The organism is Aromatoleum evansii, from assembly GCF_012910805.1.
GTDB classification, from domain to species: domain Bacteria; phylum Pseudomonadota; class Gammaproteobacteria; order Burkholderiales; family Rhodocyclaceae; genus Aromatoleum; species Aromatoleum evansii.
Map to the genome: position 1 here is coordinate 95,130 of NZ_WTVK01000010.1, position 20,867 is coordinate 115,996.

Consider the following 20,867-nt stretch of genomic DNA (forward strand, 5'->3'; position numbering starts at 1 on the left):
TTTTTACGCGGCCTCCAGTTGCTTCTGCTTCTGCGCGGCCATCTCGGCCAGCGCGCGACGGTATTCATGCGGCATCACCTTGACGAACTTGCAGCGCCAGGCGGTCCAGTTTTCGATGATCTCGCGGGCACGTGCGCTACCGGTGTAGCGGGCGTGACGCTCGATCAACCCCTTCAGGATGAGCTCGTCGCCCATCTCGAGGTGGTTGATGTCGACACGGCCGTGCGACTCGAGGTCGTCGCCGGACTCCGAGCCCTTGCGCGCCTCGATCTCCTCGGGCACAGGCTCCAGCGCGACCTGCGCCATGTTGCAGCGCTGCTCGAAGGTGCCGTCCTCGTCCAGCACGTAGGCGACACCGCCCGACATGCCGGCCGCGAAGTTGCGCCCGGTCTGGCCCAGCACGACGACGGTACCGCCGGTCATGTACTCGCAACCATGGTCGCCCACGCCCTCGACGACCGCGGTGGCGCCCGAGTTGCGCACCGCGAAACGCTCGCCACCGACGCCGGAGAAATAGGCCTCACCCTCGATCGCGCCGTAGAGCACGGTGTTGCCGATGATGATGTTCTCGGTCGAGGTGCCGCGGAACGAAGCCTGCGGACGCACGATCACGCGACCACCCGACAGGCCCTTGCCGACGTAGTCGTTGCCTTCGCCGACCAGCTCCAGCGTCACCCCGCGCGCCGTGAAGGCACCGAAGCTCTGGCCGGCAGTGCCGGTCAGGGTCACGTGGATCGTGTCGTCGGGCAGGCCGGCATGGCCGTACTTCTCAGCGACACGCCCGGACAGCATCGCACCGACCGTGCGGTTGATGTTGCGCACCGGCACATCGATGCGCACCGGCTCGCCGCGCTCGAGTGCGGGTTTGGCCAGGTCGATGAGCTGGTTGTCGAGCGCCTTCGCGAGGCCGTGGTCCTGGGTCTCGACGTGACGCTTGGCCACGCTCGCGGCGACCTTCGGACGGTGGAAAATGCGGCTGTAGTCGAGGCCGCGCGCCTTCCAGTGCTCGATGCCCTTCTTCATGTCCAGCAGCTCGGGACGGCCGATCAGGTCGTCGAACTTGCGGATGCCGATCTGCGCCATCAGCTCGCGCACTTCCTCGGCGACGAAGAAGAAGTAGTTCACCACGTGCTCGGGCTGGCCGGTGAAGCGCTTCCTCAGTTCCGGATCCTGCGTCGCGACGCCGACCGGGCAGGTGTTCAGGTGGCACTTGCGCATCATGATGCAGCCTTCGACGACCAGCGGAGCGGTCGCGAAGCCGAACTCGTCAGCGCCCAGCAGCGCACCGATCACGACGTCGCGGCCGGTCTTCATCTGGCCATCGACCTGCACGCGGATGCGGCTGCGCAGGCTGTTCAGCACCAGCGTCTGCTGCGTCTCGGCGAGCCCCAGTTCCCACGGGCTGCCGGCGTGCTTGATCGACGACCACGGCGAAGCGCCGGTGCCGCCGTCGTGGCCGGCGATCACGACGTGATCGGCCTTGGCCTTGGCGACACCCGCGGCGACCGTGCCGACACCGATCTCGGACACCAGCTTGACCGAGATCGAAGCGGCCGGCTGGGCGTTCTTCAGGTCGTGGATCAGCTGCGCGAGATCCTCGATCGAGTAGATGTCATGGTGCGGCGGCGGCGAGATCAGGCCGACGCCCGGCACCGAGTGGCGCAGGAAGCCGATGTACTCGCTGACCTTGTGGCCGGGCAGCTGGCCGCCCTCGCCGGGCTTCGCGCCCTGGGCCATCTTGATCTGGATCTGGTCGGCATTGACCAGGTACTCGGTCGTGACGCCGAAACGGCCCGAAGCGACCTGCTTGATCGCCGAACGCAGGCTATCGCCCGCCTTCAGCTCGAGGTCGCGTGCGATGCGGTTCTCGCCGACGATCTGCGACAGGCGCATCGCCTGCGTGATCGGCTTGAAGCGCATCGGGTCCTCGCCGCCCTCGCCGGTGTTCGACTTGCCGCCGATGCGGTTCATCGCCACGGCCAGCGTCGTGTGCGCCTCGGTCGAGATCGAGCCGAGCGACATCGCGCCGGTGGCGAAGCGCTTGACGATCTCCTTGGCCGGCTCGACCTCCTCGAGCGGCACCGGGGGACCGGCGGGCTTGATCTCGAACAGGCCGCGCAGCGTCATGTGGCGCTTGCTCTGGTCGTTGATCAGCTTCGCGTATTCCTTGTAGGTGTCGGCCTTGCCCGAGCGCGTCGCATGCTGCAGCTTGGCGATCGATTCCGGCGTCCACATGTGGTCGTCGCCGCGCACGCGGTAGGCGTAGTCGCCACCTGCGTCGAGCATGTCGACCAGCACCGGGTCGTTGCTGAAGGCCTTGCGGTGCAGGCGGATGGCTTCCTCCATCACCTCGAACACGCCCATGCCCTCGACCTGGCTGGTCGTACCGGTGAAGTAGCGGTCGCACAGCGACTGCTTCAGGCCGACCGCCTCGAAGATCTGCGCGCCGGTGTAGGACATGTAGGTCGAGATGCCCATCTTGGACATGACCTTCATCAGGCCCTTGCCGACCGCCTTGACGAAATGCTTGATCGCCTTCGCGCCGGCCTCGCCGCCACCGGCGATCTGCTGCAGGGTCTCCATCGCGACATACGGATGGACGGCTTCCGCGCCGTAGCCCGCGAGCACCGCGAAGTGATGCACCTCGCGTGCGGTACCGGTCTCGACCACCAGGCCGGCGCGCGTGCGCAGGCCCTTCGACACGAGATGCTGATGCACGGCCGAGGTCGCCAGCAGCGCCGGGATCGCCACCTTCTCGGCGTCGACCTTGCGATCCGACACGATCAGGATGTTGTAGCCCTGCAGCACCGCATCCTCGGCCTCGGCGCACAGCGTCGCCAGGCGCGCCTCGACGCCTTCCTTGCCCCACGCGACCGGATAGCACGCGTCCAGCTCGGCCGAGCGGAAGCGGCTGTCGGCGTAACGCGCGATGTTGCGGATCTTCGCCATGTCGTCGAAGTCCAGCACCGGCTGGGTCACCTCGAGGCGATACGGGGGGTTGATCTCGTTGATCTCGAGCAGGTTCGGGCGCGGGCCGATGAAGGACACCAGCGACATCACCAGTTGCTCGCGGATCGGGTCGATCGGCGGGTTCGTCACCTGCGCGAACAACTGACGGAAGTAGTTGTAGAGCGGCTTCTCCTTCGCCGACAACACGGCGAGCGGCGAATCGTTGCCCATCGAGCCGGTCGCTTCCTCGCCGGTCTTGCCCATCGGCTCGAGGATGAACTTGATGTCTTCCTGCGTGTAGCCGAAGGCCTGCTGGCGATCCAGCAGCGAGGCGGCAGGCTGCACCGGCTCGACGCCTTCCGGCACGGGCAGGTCGTCGAACTTGATGTTGATGCGACGGATCCATTCGCGATAAGGCTTGGCCTGGGCCAGCGACTCCTTCAGCTCGCGGTCGTCGATGATGCGGCCCTGCTCCATGTCGATCATGAACATCTTGCCGGGCTGCAGGCGCCACTTCTTGACGATCTTGCTGTCGGGGATCGGCAGCACGCCGGATTCCGAGGCCATGACCACGAGGTCGTCGTCGGTGACGAGGTAACGCGCCGGACGCAGGCCATTGCGGTCGAGCGTCGCGCCGATCTGCACGCCGTCGGTGAAGGCGACCGCCGCCGGGCCGTCCCACGGCTCCATCATCGCCGCGTGGTACTCGTAGAAGGCGCGGCGCTTCTCGTCCATCAGCGTGTGCGACTCCCACGCCTCGGGGATCATCATCATCACCGCGTGGGCGAGCGAGTAGCCGCTCATCACGAGCAGCTCGAGCGCGTTGTCGAAGGACGCCGAGTCCGACTGGCCCGGATAGATCAGCGGCCAGATCTTCTGCAGGTCGTCACCGAGCAGCGGCGAATGCGTGCCCTTCTCGCGCGCGCGCATCCAGTTGTAGTTGCCGCGCAGCGTGTTGATCTCGCCGTTGTGCGCGATGTAGCGGAACGGATGCGCGAGGTCCCACTTCGGGAAGGTGTTGGTCGAGAAACGCTGGTGCACCAGCGCAAGCGCCGACACCGCGCGTGCGTCGGCAAGGTCGCAGTAGTATTCGCCGACCTGCGTGGCGAGCAGCAGGCCCTTGTAGTTCACGGTGCGGGCCGACATCGACACCATGTAGAACTCTTTGCCATGCTTGAGCTGCAGCGCGTTGATCGCGTTCGCCGCGCGGCGACGGATCACGTACAGCTTGCGCTCGAGCGCGTCGGTCACGGTGACGGTCGGGCCGCGGCCGATGAAGACCTGGCGCATCACCGGCTCCTTGGCCTTCACGGCCGGCGACATCGGCATGTCGCGATTCACCGGGACGTCGCGCCAGCCGAGCACCACCTGGCCTTCCGCGCGCACGGCGCGGCCGATCTCTTCCTCGCACGCGAGGCGCGACGCCTGCTCCTTGGGCAGGAACACCATGCCGACACCGTATTCGCCCGCCGGCGGCAGGGCGATGCCCTGCTTCGCCATCTCTTCGCGATACAGCGCATCGGGAATCTGGATCAGGATACCCGCGCCATCGCCCTGCAGCTCGTCGGCGCCAACCGCACCCCGGTGGTCGAGATTCTTCAGAATCTCAAGCCCCTGGCTGATGATTGCATGACTCTTGACGCCCTTGATGTGGGCGACGAAGCCCACACCACAGGCGTCATGTTCATTGGTCGGGTCGTACAGACCCTGCTTCTGGGGGAGATCCATCACGTTCTTCCTCGACACAACACGTTTGCCGGAAAAGCCGGCGTTGATCGGGCGACGGCAGCGCCGCATGCAAATAACGCACCAAAATTGTGCAGGCGTCAAAAAGAGCCGGGATGCGCGCGCACACCGGCTCCTTCGGCCAATGCTTGACACACGGCCACTGCTTACCTTTCAGGCGGACTTAGGAATATACCTCCGCAAAACCGCTGTTTCAAGAAATTTTTGCGTTGCGGTAAGCCTATGATGCCTCAATGAATTTCGCCAACGGCGAAGAGGCGGCGGTGCTCTTTCATGGCGTAGCGGTCGGTCATTCCCGCGATGTAGTCGGCGATTGCACGCGGCGTGTCGGCGCGCGCCCGCATCTGGTACTGCGGCGGGAGCAGGCGAGGATCGCTCATGAAGGCGCCGAACAGATCCTGGATGATGCGGCGCGCCTTGTCCGTCATGCGCAGCACCTGATAGTGCGCGTAGAGGTTCTGCCGCAGGAAGGCCTTCAGCTCGCGCAGGCGCGGCGCCAGCTCTTCCGAATACGCGACCAGACGCCCGGCATGGCGCACGTCCGCAAGCGACTGCACGCCGGCGGCCTCGATGTTCGCACGCGTCGTGGCGATGAGGTCGAGCGCCATCTCGTTGATCATGCGCCGGATCGTCTCGTGGATCAGGCGACGCCCGCCCAGGCCGGGCCAGCGCGCCTCCGCATCGCGGCGGGCATCCGCGAAAACGGCGACTTCGTCGAGCTGCTCGAGCGTGATCAGCCCCGAGCGCAGGCCATCGTCTACGTCGTGGTTGTTGTACGCGATCTCGTCCGCGAGGTTCGTCAGCTGCGCTTCCAGCGAAGGCTGATGGCCGGCGAGAAAGCGCTGTCCCAGCTCGCCCAGCTCCTTGGCGCGCTCGCGCGAGCAGTGTTTGAGGATTCCCTCGCGCGTTTCGTAGCATAGGTTGAGGCCGTCGAACGCGGCGTAATGCTCCTCAAGAAGATCGACGGTTCGCAGGGATTGCAGGTTGTGCTCGAAGCCCCCGTGCGCCTTCATGCAGGCATTCAGGGCGTCCTGACCCGCATGCCCGAACGGCGTGTGCCCGAGATCGTGCGCCAGCGCGACGGCCTCGACTAGATCCTCGTTGAGCTGCAGCGCCCGCGCCACCCCGCGCGAGATCTGGGCCACCTCGATGCTGTGCGTGAGACGGGTACGAAAGAGGTCGCCCTCGTGATTGACGAAGACCTGCGTCTTGTACTCGAGCCGCCGGAACGAATTCGAATGGACGATGCGGTCGCGGTCGCGCTGGAACTCGGTACGTATGCCCGGCGAGGGCTCGGGATGGACGCGCCCGCGCGAATTAGCTTCGGTAACCGCCCAGGCGGCGAGCGCCATCATGCGCAACGCGCTTCGATAGCGGCCGCGATCGCCTCGTGCGTCGCATCGGCATGGATGACCGCCCTGCCGATGCCGCGCAACAGGATCAGCCGCAGCCGCCCGGCCTCCACCTTCTTGTCGTGGGCCATCAACTCCAGATAGCGCGACACGCCAAGCCGCGGGCCATGCACGGGCAAGCCGGCACGTCGGTGCAGCGCCTCGATCCGCACGACCTCATCGCCGCTCAACCACCCCAGCCGCGCCGACAGCTCCGCCGCCATCATCGTCCCTGCCGCGACGGCCTCGCCGTGTAGCCAGGCCCCATAGCCCATGCCGGTTTCGATCGCATGGCCGAAGGTATGGCCCAGATTCAGGAGCGCCCGCTCGCCCTGTTCGGTTTCATCGGCAGCGACGACCTCGGCCTTGTTCGCACACGAGCGCTCGATCGCGAACGCCAGCGCCTCGGGATCGCGCGCAACCAGGCGCTCGATGTTCGACTCCAGCCACTCGAAGAACGCCGGATCGCGGATCAGGCCGTACTTGATTACTTCCGCCAGGCCTGCCGCGAGTTCGTTCCCCGGCAGCGTTTCGAGCGTGCCCGTGTCGGCCAGTACGAGTTTCGGCTGGTAGAACGCGCCGATCATGTTCTTGCCGAGCGGATGATTGATCGCCGTCTTGCCGCCCACCGACGAATCGACCTGAGACAGCAACGTCGTCGGAATCTGGATGAACGGCACGCCCCGCTGGTAGGTCGCTGCGGCAAAGCCCGTCATGTCGCCGACGACCCCCCCGCCCAGGGCAAGGAGGGTCGTGGAGCGCTCGCAACGCTCGGCCAGCAGCATGTCGAAGATCAGGTTCAGCGTCGGCCAGTCCTTGTGCACCTCGCCATCGGGCAAGGTCACGGCGTGCACGCGCACGCCGCTGTCGCGCAGCACGCTCTGCAGCGGACCAAGGTATAGCGGCCCCACGACGTCGTTGGTGACGATCGCGACGCGCGGCGTCCTGAGGAAGGGAACAATCAGCGAAGGGTCGGCGAGCAGGCCGCGACCGATGTGAATCGGATAGCTGCGGTCGCCGAGGGCCACATTCAGGGTACGCATATCACTTCTTGAAGTTATCGATGGCCTTCTCGATCACCCGCACCATCCCCCCGGGGTTGCCGCGACCGCCATCGACGATGATGTCCGCGACGGAACGGTACAAGGGATCACGTTCGCGGTAGAGCGTCTCGATACGCTCGCGCGGATTGGGTACCTGCAGCAAGGGCCGGTTGCGGTCGTGCCGCGTCCGCTCCCACAGGACCGAGGTCGGGACGTTGAGGTAAACGACGATACCCCGCTCGGACATCATCGCGCGATTGTCGGGGTTGAGAACGACCCCACCGCCGGTGGCCAGCACCAGGTCGGACTCGTGCGTCAGCTCGTCGATGAGCTGAGTCTCGCGCCGCCTGAAACCTTCCTCGCCCTCAATCTCGAAGATCGTGGAGACCTTGACCCCCGTGCGAGCCTCGATCTCGTGATCGCAATCGATGAAGCGCATGCGATGACGCCGGGCATACTCGCGACCAACCGTGGTCTTCCCGGCGCCCATCATGCCAACCAGAATCACTAACACCAAACCGGCATCCGATACGTAATGCCAGCAACTATACAGCAGGCCAACGAGCCTGCGCGTACGCCGATCACTTGAGCGTCAGCGTGTCCGCAACGATGCGCGGCGTCAGGAACACCAGCAGCTCGCGACGTGCCGACTGCGTGCTCGTCGAGCGGAACAGGGCGCCGAGGTAGGGAATCTCGCCGAGCAGCGGCACGCGATCCACGTTGGTCGTCTCCTCTTCCTCGAACACGCCGCCGATCACCACCGTGCCGCCGTTCTCGACCATCACTTCGGTCGTCACGCTCTTCTTGTCGATGGGCGGATTGCCGAGAATGCTGCGCGAGAAGTCGGCCCTGTCCTTGCTTACCTCAACCTTCAGCTGGATGCGGCCGTCAGGCGTGATCTGCGGACGCACCTTGAGCATCAGCACGGCGTCCTTGAAGCTGACCGTAGGCGGCTCGGTGCCGCTGGAGGGCGTGACGTAGGGAATTTCCTGGCCCTGCTTGATCGTCGCTTCGACCTGGTTGGCAGTGAGGATGCGCGGGCTCGACACGACGCGCCCGCGACCGTCAGACTCGAGAGCCGCCAGTTCCAGGTTCAGGAAGCGCGTCAGCGAACGGTTGAAAAGGGTCAGGTTCAGCGCGCCGAAAGGGTTTGTCGGCAGGAAGCCATTGCCACTGACCGCGTTCTCGCCGACACGATGGATGATCGTGTTGATCGGCGTATCCGGGTCCGTGCTGATCGCGCCGGTCGAAGAATTGAAATTGCCGAACTCGGACGATCCGAAGCCGATCTTCGCACCATCGCCGAGGTTCTTCGCGCGGCGATCGCCGTAACCAAGACGCACACCGAGGTCGCGCGCAAAGTCCTTGTTCGCCTCGACGACCCGCGCCTCGATCATGACCTGGCGCGGCGGGATGTCGATGTCCTTGATGAGGCTCGCGAGGGCCGCGAGGCGGCTGGCGACGTCGGTGACGAATAGCCGGTTGCTGCGCTCGTCGACGACGACGACGCTGCCACGCTTCGATAGCATCGTCTGATCCTTGCTCTTCAGGAAATCGAAGATTTCCTTGGACTTGTGGTAATTGATCTGGAAGCTCTCGGTCTGCAGCGGCTCGAGGTCGCCGATCTGCGCCTTCGCTTCGAGCTGCAGCTTCTCGCGCGTCGCGAGCTCCTCACCCGGGGCGATCCAGATGACGTTGCCCGACTTGCGCATGTCCAGGCCCTTGGCCTGCAGGATGATGTCGAGGGCCTGATCCCACGGCACATCCTTGAGGCGCAAGGTCAGATTGCCCTGCACGGAGTCGCTGGTGATGATGTTGAAGTTGGTGAAGTCCGCGATGACCTGCAGCACCGACCGGACGTCGATGTTCTGGAAGTTCAGCGAGAGCTTCTCACCCTTGTACTGGCCGCGTGCGGCGCCCTGGACGAGCTTGTTCGGATCCTCGACGACACGGCGCACCTCGAGCACGAACTGGTTGTCGCTCTGGTAGGCGTTGTGCTCCCACTTGCCATTGGGAGTCACCTGCAGGCGGACGTTGTCGCCCTGCTGCTGGGCGGTCATGGAGGTCACCGGAGTGGCGAAGTCGGTGACGTCGGAGCGGCGACGCAGATGCTCGGGCAGCGAGGTCTTCAGGAATTCGACGACCAGTCCGCCGCCCTGCTGACGGATGTCGATGCCGGCATCGGAGCTCGAGAGCTGAACGACCACCCGGCCTTCACCGTCCTTGCCGCGGCGGAAATTGATGTCGCGGATGCTGCTGCCCTCGGCGACCGCGTCACTCTTCTGCGGCGCGAAATTGGCCATTGCCTGCGACACCTGGGTGGTCGTCGCGCCGACCGGCGCTGCGGCACCGAGAGAAATGATGACGGAGCGCCCCTCGATGCGCGACTCGAACGGCGTCACCTTGGAAACATTCAGGACAAGGCGCGTGCGGTCACCTGCCTGCACGATGTTGGCGCTGCGCAGGTCGCCCTGGTCGATTTCCTGCACGCTGCGACCCAGGCCATTGACGGTGCCGGGAAAATCGAATGCGATCCGCGCGGGGTTCGCAACGCTGAAACTCGCCGGCGGCGCCGCCAGGGGCTCCTTCAGCGTGAGTTTCAGCAATACGGATCCCCCTTGCCGGGAAACCTCGAGATCTTCGATGCGGTTCGGCGCGGCCTGGGTCTGCGACGACGCAGCTTGCGCCAGGACGGCGGGCGCAGGAACAGCGAGGGTGAACGCCGCACACAGCAGCGCAATCATGCGTTGTTTGTTCATTTCCGTGCCTCCTGCTGCTCCTGCAGCAGCAATGTGCTGATGCGCTCGACCCAATCGCCGTTCATGTCTTCAACCAGTTCCTTAAGGGTGACTTCCGACTCCGAGATCGCCGTCACCAGTCCGAAGTTCTGGCCCATGTAGTTGCCGACCCTGACCTGGTGCAGGTTCTGGTCGGCGCGGACCAAGGCGTGTACCTTTTTGTTCTGGGTGATCACGCCGACAAGTTGCAGGGATTCGAGCGGGTAGGATTCGAGCGGCTCGCGCCTCCGATCGAGATCGGGACCGCCGCGTCGGGAGGTCTTGGTTTCCGGTTCGATGCGGCTCGCAACAAAGGGGTCTGCGGCGCCTTCGGCTTCGTATTTCACGACTGGCGCGGGCTTCACCTCGGGCAGGGGCTTGATCGTCTGGGGCATGCCCTTTTCCTGCTCGACCATCCAGCCCTGGATGTCCTCCTGGTCGCCGGCACAGGCGGTGAGGACAAGGGCACTTGCAAGTATCAGAAGGCGTTTCATGGCTTTCTCACTTGCCTCCCTTTGCCTTTGCGGCCTTCTCCTGCTGGCGCTTCTGCGCGAGCTCCTCTTCGTCGAGGTAGCGATACGTGACGGCCTTCGCTTCCAGCTTGAGCCCGCCGTCCTTGAGGGTTTCGAGCGCGACATTGTCCAGCGTCACGATGCGGGACATGCGGGCGACGTCCTCGGCAAACGCGCCGAGATCGTTGTAGGCACCGACGATGCGCACATCGATCGGCATCTCGGCATAGAAATCCTTGACCGCTTCGGCGCCCGGCTTGAAGAGCTCGAACTGCAGCCCGCGGCCCACGCCGGCCTGGTTGATGTCGGACAGCAGCGAATCCATCTCGGCGCGATTCGGAAGCTGCTTGAGCAGCGCGCCGAACTGGCGGTCGGTCTCCTCGAGCTGAAGCTTGTAGGCATCCAGATTCACGGCAAGCTTCTTCTTCGTCACCCAGTCGCTGCGCAGTTGCACCTCTTCAGCCTCGCGCTGTTCGAGGAGCGCCACCTGATCGCGCCAGTCGAACCACCATGCGAGCGCAAGGGCCGCAACCAGCAACGCGACGAACACCGCGATGCGCGGCGCCAGCGGCCATGCGCCGGGATCGTTGGGATCGAGCCCTTTGAAATCCTGCGAGAGCCGCTCGAAATCGATGCCTTTGAGTTTGCCGGGATTCATTTTCTGGCCCCTTGATCGCCTTCGGCCTTGGGCCCTTCGATACCGATATTGAGCGCGAAATCGCTGACCCGCCGCTTGTTCACGGATGCGGACTTGATTTCCACCAGCCCCGGGTTGGCGAGATAGGGCGATTCGTCGAGGCTGCGCATCAGCGCCGAAACGCGCGAATTGGACTGCGAGTAGCCGAGCAGGGCAATCTTCGGCCCGGTCTGCTTGATCGATCGCAGATACACGCCGTCGGGCACGCGCCGGGCAAACTCGTTCATGACGTTCACCGCCTGGCCCCGCGTCGTCTGCAGGGACTCGATGACCTGCTTGCGCGCCAGCAGGGCGTCGATCTGCTCGCGCAGACGCTTGATTTCGGCGATCTGGGCGTCGAGCTTGGAGATCTCGGCCTTGAGGAAGTCGTTGCGGCGTTCCTGACGCTCGACATAGCCTGCGATGACGGTGTGCACGACCAGCGCGATCAGCAGGCCGGCCGCGACCATCGCGACGGACACGACGTAGAACTGCTGGCGCCGTTCACGGCGCTTGAGCTCCCGATGGGGCAGCAGATTGATTCGAATCATGAATCGAATCTCCGGAGCGCCAGCCCGCACGCGACCATCAACGACGGTGCATCGGCCAGCAGATTCTTGGGTCGCACACGCGACGACAGCGACATCCCGACGAAGGGATTGGCGACGATGGACGGGACCTGGGTGCGACCGGCGACGACCTCGGACAGCCCGGGCATGACCGAGCAGCCGCCCGCGAGGACAATGTGGTCGACCTGGTTGAACTGTGTGGATGTGAAGAAGAACTGCAGGGCCCGCGAGACTTCGAGGGCCAGGCTATCCATGAAGGGACGCATCAGGTCGCGCTCGTAATCCTCGGGCAGCCCTCCGGTCCGCTTCGCAGACTCGGCGTCCTCGACGCTCATGCCGTACTGCCGTGCGATTTCCTGCGTGAGCTGCATGCCGCCGAACGCTTGTTCGCGGGCATAGAGCTGCTGGCCGTTGCGCAGTACGCTGACGTTCATGACGTTGGCACCGACGTCGATGACCGCGACGATCTTGTCGGCACCTCCGCCCGGGAGCTGCTTCGCCACGAGCTCGAAGGCAGCCTCCGCAGCAAAGGACTCGACGTCCATCACGACGGCCTTGAGGCCAGCGGATTCGACGACGGCGACGCGATCCTCGACCTTTTCCTTGCGCGATGCCGCGATGAGGACTTCTACTTCCTCGGGGCTGCCCGGCGACGGGCCGACCACCTGGAAGTCGAGATTGACTTCGTCCAGCGCGAAGGGGATGTACTGGCTGGCCTCGGACTCGACCTGGAGCTCCATTTCCTGGTCGCGCAGGCCGCCCGGCAGGATCATCTTCTTGGTGATGACCGCCGAAGCAGGGAGCGCAATGGCCACCTGCTTGATGCCCCCGCCCATGCGGCGCACGGCACGCGACACGGCCTCGCTCACGCCTTCGAGATTGGCGATGTTGCCGTCGACGACGGCGTCACGCGGAAGGGATTCGATGGCATACCGCTCCATGCGGTATGCACCCTTTTCGCCCTCTGACAGCTCGACCATCTTCACGGATGAAGATGAGATATCGAGGCCGACCAGTTGGCGCGCCTTGGGGCGAAAGAGGGAGAAGTCCATCACAAAGAAAATCCTTAAATTTCTTTATGTTAGGCGCCGATACTGAATAAGCTTCTGAGATGCTAGCAACAAAGTGTTGCGAGTGCAAACACAGACGGCGGCGGATGCTTTGGAGGCTCAGGTCGCGCAAACGTATAATCGCGCTCCCGCCCTCCCTTTCTGGATTCCCGATGCGCTGGGTCTTGTATCCCCTCGCGGCACTGATCGCTCTCGTCGTTCTCGGCGCGGCAACCATCGCGGCCGTCTCTGCATTCGCATGGCCGAACCTGCCTTCGCTGGACGTTCTGACCGATTACCGCCCGAAGATTCCGCTGCGAGTATACACGTCAGATGGATATTTACTCGGGGAATTCGGCGAGGAACGACGCGTCGTCGTGACGATGGACGAAGTCCCGGCGATTCTGAAGCAGGCCATCCTCGCGGCCGAGGACGAGCGCTTCTATGAACACCCCGGCATCGACGTGATCGGCATCGCGCGCGCGGCGCTCGCGAACGTCGTGTCGGGCGGGCGCGGCCAGGGGGCATCGACGATCACGATGCAGGTGGCGCGCAATTTTTTCCTGACGCGCGAAAAAACCTTCAACCGCAAGCTCTACGAGATTCTCCTGGCACTGCGCATCGAACGCAGCCTGAGCAAGGACCAGATCTTCGAGCTCTACATCAACCAGATTTTTCTCGGCCAGCGCTCATACGGTTTCTCCGCGGCGGCACGTGCGTACTTCGACAAGCCGCTGAAGGACATCACCGTGGCCGAGGCGGCCATGCTCGCAGGACTGCCGAAGGCACCGTCCGCCTACAATCCGATCGCCAACCCGCGCCGCGCGACGCAGCGCCAGCACTACGTATTGCGGCGCATGGTCGAAGCGGGCTTCATCGACGAGAAGACCTACGAGACGGCCCGCGCGGAACCGCTGGTGCTAGCCAACGGGCGTTCGGCAGCGAGTCCGCTGCGTGGCGACTTCGTTGCGGAAATGGCGCGTCAGCTGGCCGTCGAGCAGTTCGGCGATCAAGCCTACGACTCCGGCATCCGCGTGATCACGACGGTGACGCGCGAGGAACAGCAGGCCGCCTACAAGGCGGTGCGGCAGGGCGTGCAGGATTACGACCGGCGGCACGGCTATCGCGGCCCGGAGGGCTTTGTCGACCTGAACGGCATCAAGGCGGGTGACGAAGAGCGGCTCGATGAACTGCTCTCCGACGCGGCGGACTACGATGACCTGCTCGCCGCGCTGGTTCTCGAGGCATCGCCGAAGTCGGTCACGGTCTATCGCCATGGCGAGAGCCTGAAGATCTCGGGTGCGGGACTGGCCTTTGCCGCGCCGATGCTCAACGAGCGTGCGCCGCAGGCACGCAAGCTGCGGCGCGGGGCGATCGTGCGCATCCGCGAGCTCGGCGAGAAGGGCTGGGAGATCGCGCAGCTGCCGGACGTGGAGGCGGCGCTGATCTCGGTGGACTCGAAGACCGGCGCGGTGCGGGCGCTCATCGGCGGCTTCGACTTCAATCGGAACAAGTTCAACCATGCGACCCAGGCGCTGCGCCAGCCGGGATCGAGCTTCAAGCCCTTCATCTACTCGGCGGCACTCGAGCGCGGCTTCTCGCCGAGCACGGTCGAAGAGGACGGTCCGCTGTTCTTCCCGGCCGGCATCACGGGAAGCAAGGACTGGGAGCCGAAGAACTACGACGGCAAGTATGAAGGGCCGATGACGCTGCGCGAGGGGCTGGCGCGATCGAAGAACATGATCTCGATCCGCCTGCTACGCTCGATCACGCCCGAGTATGCGCAGGACTACGTCACCCGCTTCGGTTTCGACGCCGCACAGCATCCGCCCTACCTGACGATGGCGCTGGGCGCCGGGATGGCGACGCCGTGGCAGATGGCCGCCGGATACGCAGTGTTCGCGAACGGCGGCTATCGCATCGAACCGTATGTCGTGAAGGAAATGATCGACGGACAGGGACATGTGGTCGCGAAGATCGACCCGCCGGTCGCCGGCGAGAGCGCACCGCGGGTGATCGACCCGCGCAACGCCTGGCTGATGAATTCGATGATGCAGGACGTGATCCGGCGCGGCACGGCGACGCGCGCACTCGCGCTCAAGCGCGCCGACCTCGCGGGCAAGACGGGAACCACCAACGACTATGTGGACGCCTGGTTCGCCGGCTACCATCCGGATCTCGTTGCGGTGAGCTGGATGGGCTTCGACCAGCCGCGCAACCTCGGACGCGGCGAGACCGGCGGTTCAGCGGCGCTGCCGATGTGGGTGAACTACATGCGGACGGCGCTGAAGGGACTCCCGGAGAAGTTCCCGCCGCGCCCGGAGGGCCTTCTTGCCGTCGATACCGGCTCAGGACGCGAGGAGTACATCTACGCGGAGAACCTGCCGGCGGAGCCGATCATGATACCGGCCGGCATCGAGAACCTCCCGCTGCCCTCGGAGGCGCCCGACGAGGCGCTACCCCAGACCCGGCCCGCGGCGGCGCCTGCCCCCGTCGTCGAGCGATCCCCGACGCCGATCCGCCGACCCTGATCTGCGGGCAGGCTGCCGGCAGATCAGCCGGCGGCCACCACCACCGGATTGCCGGACTGCTCGCTGACCAACCGGGACAGCAGCGCGTAGAGTTCGGCGCCGTCGCGCGTGGCGATCCAGCGGCCGGAGTCGGGGCGGAAGTGGAAGCCGCCGGACTTGGCGGCGACCCAGATCTCGCGCGCGGCGGAGTGGCGGTTGATCACCATCTTGCTGCCGTTCTCGAATTCGACCTCGAGCACGCCCCCGGGCATGGTTTCGATGTCCAGTTCGGCACCGCAGCTTTCGAGCGCCGCCTCTATGCGCGCGAGTTCGGCTTCGGCCAGCGCGTTGAACGCCGATTCTTCCATGTTCGCTCCTTCTGTTAGCATTTCCGTTTTTTCGACCGACGACACCATGCGAGCCATTCCGACCGCTGCCGCGCTGTGCTGTGCCATTGCCCTGTGCGGTTGCGGGATCAAGGGGCCGCTGTACCTGCCCCAGGTTCCGCCCGCACCGGCCAAGGCGGCTCCGGCCGCCGGCGTCGATCATAGCAAAGCACCCAAGGCTGCCGACGACTCCCGATGACCTCCCGATTTCCGATTCCGACCCTGACCGAGGGCAATGACGGCCTTCAGCTCGAAGGCGTGTCGCTCGCCGCGATCGCCGCACAGCATGGCACGCCCGTTTACGTCTATTCGCGCCGCGCGCTGACCGAGGCGTTCTCGGCCTACCGCGACGCGCTTGCCGGCCGCAAGGCCCTGGTGTGCTACGCGGTGAAGGCGAATTCGAACCTCGGCGTGCTGTCGGTGTTCGCGCAGCTGGGCGCGGGCTTCGACATCGTGTCGGGCGGCGAACTCGCGCGGGTGCTGGCCGCTGGCGGCGATGCCGGCAAGGTGGTGTTCTCGGGTGTCGGCAAGAGCCGCGACGAGATGCGCCTGGCGCTGCAGGCCGGCATCCGCTGCTTCAACGTCGAGTCGGAGGCGGAGATCGACCGCCTCAACGAAGTGGCCGGCGAACTCGGCAAGGTCGCGCCGATCGCGTTCCGCGTGAATCCGGACGTCGACCCGAAGACCCATCCCTACATCTCGACCGGACTGAAGAGCAACAAGTTCGGCGTCGCGGTCGATGCGGCGGCCGACCTGTACCGCCGCGCGGCGAGCCTGCCGAACCTGCGGGTGAGCGGCGTGGCGTGCCACATCGGCTCGCAGCTGCTCGATCCCGCTCCGATCGGGGAAGCCGCGGGCAAGCTGCTCGCGCTGGTCGACCGGCTCGCCGCCGAGGGCATCGCGCTGGACCATATCGATCTTGGCGGCGGCCTGGGCATCCGTTACCGCGACGAAAAGCCGCCGACGGTCGCCGAATACCTCGCTCCGCTGCTGAAGCTGTTCGACAGGCGCAAGGAGGAACTGTGCTTCGAGCCCGGCCGCTCGCTGGTCGGCAATGCCGGCCTGCTGCTGACCCGCGTCGAGTACCTGAAGCCGGGCGAAGAGAAGAACTTCGCGATCGTGGATGCGGCGATGAACGACCTGGCGCGCCCGGCCCTGTACGACGCCTATCACGAGGTCGTGGCGGTGCAGCCGCGCGCGGGAGAGGTGAAGAACTACGAGATCGTGGGGCCGATCTGCGAAAGCGGCGACTTCCTTGCGCACGACCGCGAGCTGGCCGTCGAGGAAGGTGACCTGGTCGCGCTACTGTCGGCCGGGGCCTACGGCATGGCGATGAGTTCGAACTACAACACGCGTCCTCGCGCGGCCGAGGTCATGGTCGATGGCGACCGCGTGCACCTGATCCGCCGGCGCGAAACCGTCGAATCTCTCTACGCGCTCGAGTCGCCGTTGACCTGAGCCCTCGGGTCCACGGCCCGTCCTTCGGCCTGCGCCTCCTGGATGAGGGCGCGGCCGAAGGCCTTCCAGGCCGGACCGCCGTGGGTGTGCACCCCGGTATCGGCGCTCTCCTCCATCACGCGCAGCATCAGCACGCCCAGCGCGAAAAGTTCGCCGCGCGCGCGCAGGCGCGCATCCGGGTCGGCGAGCAGCGCCTGCGTGTGGTCGGCCCCCCCTTCGAGGGCTTCGCGCGCGAGCTTGCGCATGATGGCCGCGTCATCCCAGTCAAGCTTGAGCAGCATGCCGCGCTTGAGGATCTCGCGCTCGAGTTCGCAGGCGTCGCGGGCGAAGTGTTCGAAACCGCTCATGATTCAGCGCGCGATGTCTTCCAGGCAGCGGCGCAGTGCGTCCTGCCATTGGGGCATCGCGATGCCGAAGCGCGCGGCGAGGCGGTCCGCCGACAGGCGGGAGTTGGCCGGACGTGCGGCCGGCGTCGGGTAGGCGGACGCGGGGATCGGTTCGACACTCGCGACCTTCATGGTCAGCTCCGGCAACGCGGTCCGGGCCGTGGCGAAGATCGCCTCGGCGAATCCGTGCCAGTTCGTTTCGCCGGCCGAAGCGAGGTTGAAGATGCCCGAGGCAAAGTCGCCTTCGCACCGCTCGCGCTGCGCCCGGGTGACGACGTGCGCGGTGGCGTCGGCGATGTTGCGCGCCCAGGTCGGCGCACCGTGCTGGTCGGCGACGACGCGCAGTAGTTCGCGCTCGGCGCCGAGCCGCAGCATCGTGCGCACGAAGTTGCCGCCGCGGGCGGCGAACACCCAGGTGGTGCGCAGGATGAGGTGGTCGCAACCGGACTCGCGGATCGCCACTTCGCCGGCGAGCTTGCTGCGGCCGTAGGCGTTGACGGGCGCAACGGGGTCGTCCTCGGTGTAGGGGCCGGACTTGGAGCCGTCGAACACGTAATCGGTCGAGTAGTGGATCAGCAGCGCGCCCACTGACTTCGCGGCGCGGGCGAGTTCGCCGGGTGCGGCGCCGTTGATGGTGGTCGCGAGCGCTTCCTCCGACTCGGCCTTGTCGACGGCCGTGTAGGCGGCGGCGTTGACGATGACGTCCGGTGCGAGGTCGGCGACCAGGGCGGCCAGCGTCTCGGGACGCGACAGGTCGCAGCGCCGCCGATCGAGCGCGATGACTTCGCCGAGCGGCATCAGGCTGCGCGCGAGTTCCCAGCCGACCTGGCCGTTTGCGCCGGTGACGAGCAGTTTCATTCGAATACCTCGCATTCGGCGAGGGGCTTGCCCTCGCGGTCCTTCGCCGACAATTGCGGCTCGCCCGCGAGCGGCCACTCGACGCCGACGGCGGGGTCGTTCCACGCGAGGCAGCGCTCGTGCTCCGGCGCATAGTAGTCGGTGGTCTTGTAGAGGAAGTCCGCGGAGTCGGACAGCACGACGAAGCCATGCGCGAAGCCGGGCGGGATCCACAGCTGGCGGTGGTTATCCTCGCTGAGTTCCACGCCCGTCCAGCGGCCGAAAGTCGGCGAGCGGCGGCGCAGGTCGACAGCGACGTCGAACACCGCGCCGCGCACGACGCGCACGAGTTTCCCCTGCGGCTGGCGGATCTGGTAGTGGAGGCCACGCAGCACGCCGCGCGCGGAGCGCGAGTGGTTGTCCTGCACGAACTGTTCGTCGAGTCCCGTGGCCTCGCGGAAGGCCCGGGCATTGAAGCTTTCGAAGAAGAAGCCGCGCGCGTCGCCGAACACTTTCGGTTCGATGAGCAGCACGTCGGGAATCGCGGTGGGGATGGCCTTCATCAGAACACCTTCTCTTCGAGCACGCGCAGCAGGTACTGGCCGTAGCCGTTCTTGGCGAGCGGCTTGGCGAGGTCGGTGAGCTGGGCGGCGTCGATCCAGCCCGAGCGCCAGGCGATTTCTTCCGGACAGGCGATCTTGAGCCCCTGGCGCTTTTCGATCGTCTGGATGAAGAGGCCGGCCTCGAGCAGGCTTTCATGGGTGCCGGTGTCGAGCCAGGCGTGGCCGCGGCCCATGACCTGCACGTCGAGCGCGCCCGCCTCGAGGTAGTGGCGATTGACGTCGGTGATCTCGAGTTCGCCGCGCGGGCTGGGCTTGAGGCCGCGCGCGATGTCGACGACGCGATGGTCGTAGAAGTAGAGGCCGGTGACGGCGTAGCGGCTCTTCGGTTTCGCCGGTTTCTCTTCGATGCTGATCGCGTGGCCGGCAGCGTCGAACTCGACGACGCCGTAGCGCTCGGGGTCGGTCACCGGATAGGCGAACACGGTCGCGCCATGCGCGCGCTGGCCGGCCTGCCGGAGGTCATCGGCGAGTTCGTGGCCGTAGAAAAGGTTGTCGCCGAGCACGAGGGCGGACGGGGAGCCGGCGATGAACTGCTCGCCGATCAGGAAGGCCTGGGCGAGGCCGTCCGGGCTCGGCTGGACGGCGTACTGCAGGCTGAGGCCCCAGCGGCTGCCGTCGCCGAGGAGCTGTTCGAACCGCGGCGTGTCCTGCGGCGTCGAGATGATGAGGATGTCGCGGATGCCCGCGAGCATCAGCGTGCTCAGCGGGTAGTAGATCATCGGCTTGTCGTACACCGGCAGCAGCTGCTTGGAGACCGCCAGCGTGGCCGGGTGCAGGCGGGTGCCGGATCCACCGGCGAGGATGATGCCCTTGCGTGTGCTCATGCTCGACGTTCTCCGTAGTTGCGCTCGACCCATTCGCGGTAGCTGCCGGACTGGACATGCGCGACCCAGTCCTGGTTGGCGAGATACCACGCGATGGTCTTGCGGATGCCGGTCTCGAAGGTCTCGGCGGGGCGCCAGCCGAGCTCGCGTTCGATCTTGCGCGCGTCGATGGCGTAGCGGCGGTCGTGGCCGGGACGGTCGGCGACGTAGGTGATCAGGCGCGCGTGCGGGCCGGCCGCGTCGGGGCGCAGCTCGTCGAGCAGCGCGCAGACCGTGTGCACGATCTCGAGGTTGGGCTTCTCGTTCCAGCCGCCGACGTTGTAGGTCTCGCCGAGGCGGCCGCGCGCGAGCACTTCGCGGATCGCGGCGCAGTGGTCGCCGACGTAGAGCCAGTCGCGCACGTTGCGGCCGTCGCCATACACCGGCAGCGCCTTGCCGGCGAGCGCGTTGGCGATCATCAGCGGGATGAGCTTCTCGGGGAACTGGTAGGGGCCGTAGTTGTTCGAGCAGTTGGTCGTGAGCACCGGCAGGCCGTAGGTGTGGTGCCAGGCGCGCACGTGGTGGTCGGACGCGGCCTTGCTGGCGGAATAGGGGCTGTTCGGTTCAAAGGCCTTGGTTTCGGCGAAGGGCGGGTCGTTCGGACCGAGCGAGCCGTAGACCTCGTCGGTCGAGACGTGCAGGAAGCGGAAGGCGGCCTTCTCCTCGCCTTCGAGCGTGGACCAGTAGCCACGGGCGGCTTCGAGCAGCGTGAAGGTGCCTTCGACGTTGGTGCGGACGAAGTCGCCGGGGCCGTGGATGGAACGGTCGACGTGGCTTTCGGCGGCGAAATGGACGACGGCGCGCGGGCGATGCTCGGCGAACAGGCGGTCGATGAGCGCACGGTCGCAGATGTCGCCGTGCACGAAGACATGGCGGCCGTCGCCCTGCAGCGCGGCAAGATTCTCGAGGTTGCCCGCATAGGTCAGCGCGTCGAGATTCAGCACCGGCTCGTCGCTTGCGCGCAGCCAGTCGAGTACGAAGTTGGCGCCGATGAAGCCTGCGCCGCCGGTCACGAGAATCATTGATCTACCTCTTCAGCCAGCTTGCCGCATTTGCGGCGGCGTAAAATGCCGGTCCGGACGAAAAACGGAA

General features: G+C 65.8%; 18 protein-coding genes. 3 read left to right on the forward strand and 15 right to left on the reverse strand.

Going from position 1 to position 20,867, the window contains the following annotated elements; all coding sequences use genetic code 11:
* Nucleotides 1–3 precede the first annotated feature (3 nt).
* The 9 genes from GO615_RS07040 to GO615_RS07080 form a co-directional block, all read right to left on the reverse strand.
* Nucleotides 4–4,677, reverse strand: a complete 4,674-nt coding sequence (locus tag GO615_RS07040) for a glutamate synthase-related protein (protein ID WP_169126363.1) — start codon at nucleotides 4,675–4,677, stop codon at nucleotides 4–6.
* 248 nt (nucleotides 4,678–4,925) lie between these two features.
* Complete coding sequence (locus GO615_RS07045; RefSeq protein ID WP_169126364.1) at nucleotides 4,926–6,050, reverse strand: deoxyguanosinetriphosphate triphosphohydrolase; 1,125 nt, start codon at nucleotides 6,048–6,050, stop codon at nucleotides 4,926–4,928.
* Nucleotides 6,047–7,129: a 3-dehydroquinate synthase gene (gene aroB / locus GO615_RS07050; protein WP_169126365.1), complete on the reverse strand. Its 1,083-nt coding sequence runs from the start codon at nucleotides 7,127–7,129 to the stop codon at nucleotides 6,047–6,049. Before aroB ends, GO615_RS07045 begins: the two co-directional genes overlap by 4 nt.
* A 1-nt stretch (nucleotide 7,130) precedes the next feature.
* Nucleotides 7,131–7,643, reverse strand: coding sequence for a shikimate kinase (locus GO615_RS07055; protein ID WP_422614261.1), 513 nt, complete (start codon nucleotides 7,641–7,643; stop codon nucleotides 7,131–7,133).
* 67 nt (nucleotides 7,644–7,710) lie between these two features.
* Nucleotides 7,711–9,888 carry a type IV pilus secretin PilQ gene (locus tag GO615_RS07060; RefSeq protein WP_169126367.1) on the reverse strand — a complete coding sequence of 726 codons (2,178 nt, stop codon included), beginning with the start codon at nucleotides 9,886–9,888 and terminating at the stop codon, nucleotides 7,711–7,713.
* Nucleotides 9,885–10,400: a pilus assembly protein PilP gene (locus tag GO615_RS07065; RefSeq protein WP_169126368.1), complete on the reverse strand. Its 516-nt coding sequence runs from the start codon at nucleotides 10,398–10,400 to the stop codon at nucleotides 9,885–9,887. The genes GO615_RS07060 and GO615_RS07065 overlap by 4 nt, the downstream gene beginning before the upstream one ends.
* Nucleotides 10,401–10,407: 7 nt before the next feature.
* On the reverse strand, nucleotides 10,408–11,076 hold the full coding sequence (locus GO615_RS07070; protein WP_169126369.1) for a type IV pilus inner membrane component PilO: 669 nt from the start codon (nucleotides 11,074–11,076) through the stop codon (nucleotides 10,408–10,410).
* Complete coding sequence (locus GO615_RS07075; protein ID WP_169126370.1) at nucleotides 11,073–11,645, reverse strand: PilN domain-containing protein; 573 nt, start codon at nucleotides 11,643–11,645, stop codon at nucleotides 11,073–11,075. The genes GO615_RS07070 and GO615_RS07075 overlap by 4 nt, the downstream gene beginning before the upstream one ends.
* A complete protein-coding gene (locus GO615_RS07080; RefSeq protein ID WP_169126371.1) occupies nucleotides 11,642–12,715 on the reverse strand; it encodes a pilus assembly protein PilM in 1,074 nt (357 codons plus the stop codon). Before GO615_RS07080 ends, GO615_RS07075 begins: the two co-directional genes overlap by 4 nt.
* A gap of 170 nt (nucleotides 12,716–12,885) precedes the next feature.
* Between GO615_RS07080 and GO615_RS07085 the strand changes: the two genes are divergently transcribed.
* Complete coding sequence (locus GO615_RS07085; protein ID WP_169126373.1) at nucleotides 12,886–15,243, forward strand: penicillin-binding protein 1A; 2,358 nt, start codon at nucleotides 12,886–12,888, stop codon at nucleotides 15,241–15,243.
* A 23-nt stretch (nucleotides 15,244–15,266) separates the two neighbouring features.
* On the opposite strand, the gene cyaY is transcribed toward GO615_RS07085, so the two are convergent.
* Complete coding sequence (gene cyaY / locus GO615_RS07090; protein WP_169126375.1) at nucleotides 15,267–15,590, reverse strand: iron donor protein CyaY; 324 nt, start codon at nucleotides 15,588–15,590, stop codon at nucleotides 15,267–15,269.
* Between cyaY and lptM the strand changes: the two genes are divergently transcribed.
* Together lptM and lysA are read left to right on the forward strand one after the other, a co-directional pair.
* Nucleotides 15,589–15,807, forward strand: coding sequence for an LPS translocon maturation chaperone LptM (gene lptM / locus GO615_RS07095; protein ID WP_246262185.1), 219 nt, complete (start codon nucleotides 15,589–15,591; stop codon nucleotides 15,805–15,807). The genes cyaY and lptM overlap by 2 nt on opposite strands.
* Nucleotides 15,804–17,066, forward strand: a complete 1,263-nt coding sequence (gene lysA / locus GO615_RS07100) for a diaminopimelate decarboxylase (RefSeq protein ID WP_169126377.1) — start codon at nucleotides 15,804–15,806, stop codon at nucleotides 17,064–17,066. The genes lptM and lysA overlap by 4 nt, the downstream gene beginning before the upstream one ends.
* Here lysA and GO615_RS07105 read toward each other — a convergent pair.
* The 5 genes from GO615_RS07105 to rfbB are packed head-to-tail and all read right to left on the reverse strand — an operon-like array spanning nucleotide 17,039 to nucleotide 20,797.
* Nucleotides 17,039–17,413: a hypothetical protein gene (locus GO615_RS07105; RefSeq protein WP_169126378.1), complete on the reverse strand. Its 375-nt coding sequence runs from the start codon at nucleotides 17,411–17,413 to the stop codon at nucleotides 17,039–17,041. The two genes, lysA and GO615_RS07105, sit on opposite strands and share 28 nt — an antisense overlap.
* A 3-nt stretch (nucleotides 17,414–17,416) precedes the next feature.
* Nucleotides 17,417–18,310, reverse strand: coding sequence for a dTDP-4-dehydrorhamnose reductase (gene rfbD / locus GO615_RS07110; RefSeq protein ID WP_169126380.1), 894 nt, complete (start codon nucleotides 18,308–18,310; stop codon nucleotides 17,417–17,419).
* Nucleotides 18,307–18,852, reverse strand: coding sequence for a dTDP-4-dehydrorhamnose 3,5-epimerase (gene rfbC, locus GO615_RS07115; protein WP_169126382.1), 546 nt, complete (start codon nucleotides 18,850–18,852; stop codon nucleotides 18,307–18,309). Before rfbC ends, rfbD begins: the two co-directional genes overlap by 4 nt.
* Complete coding sequence (gene rfbA, locus GO615_RS07120; RefSeq protein WP_169126384.1) at nucleotides 18,852–19,736, reverse strand: glucose-1-phosphate thymidylyltransferase RfbA; 885 nt, start codon at nucleotides 19,734–19,736, stop codon at nucleotides 18,852–18,854. Before rfbA ends, rfbC begins: the two co-directional genes overlap by 1 nt.
* Nucleotides 19,733–20,797: a dTDP-glucose 4,6-dehydratase gene (gene rfbB / locus GO615_RS07125; RefSeq protein WP_169126386.1), complete on the reverse strand. Its 1,065-nt coding sequence runs from the start codon at nucleotides 20,795–20,797 to the stop codon at nucleotides 19,733–19,735. The genes rfbA and rfbB overlap by 4 nt, the downstream gene beginning before the upstream one ends.
* Nucleotides 20,798–20,867 lie beyond the last annotated feature (70 nt).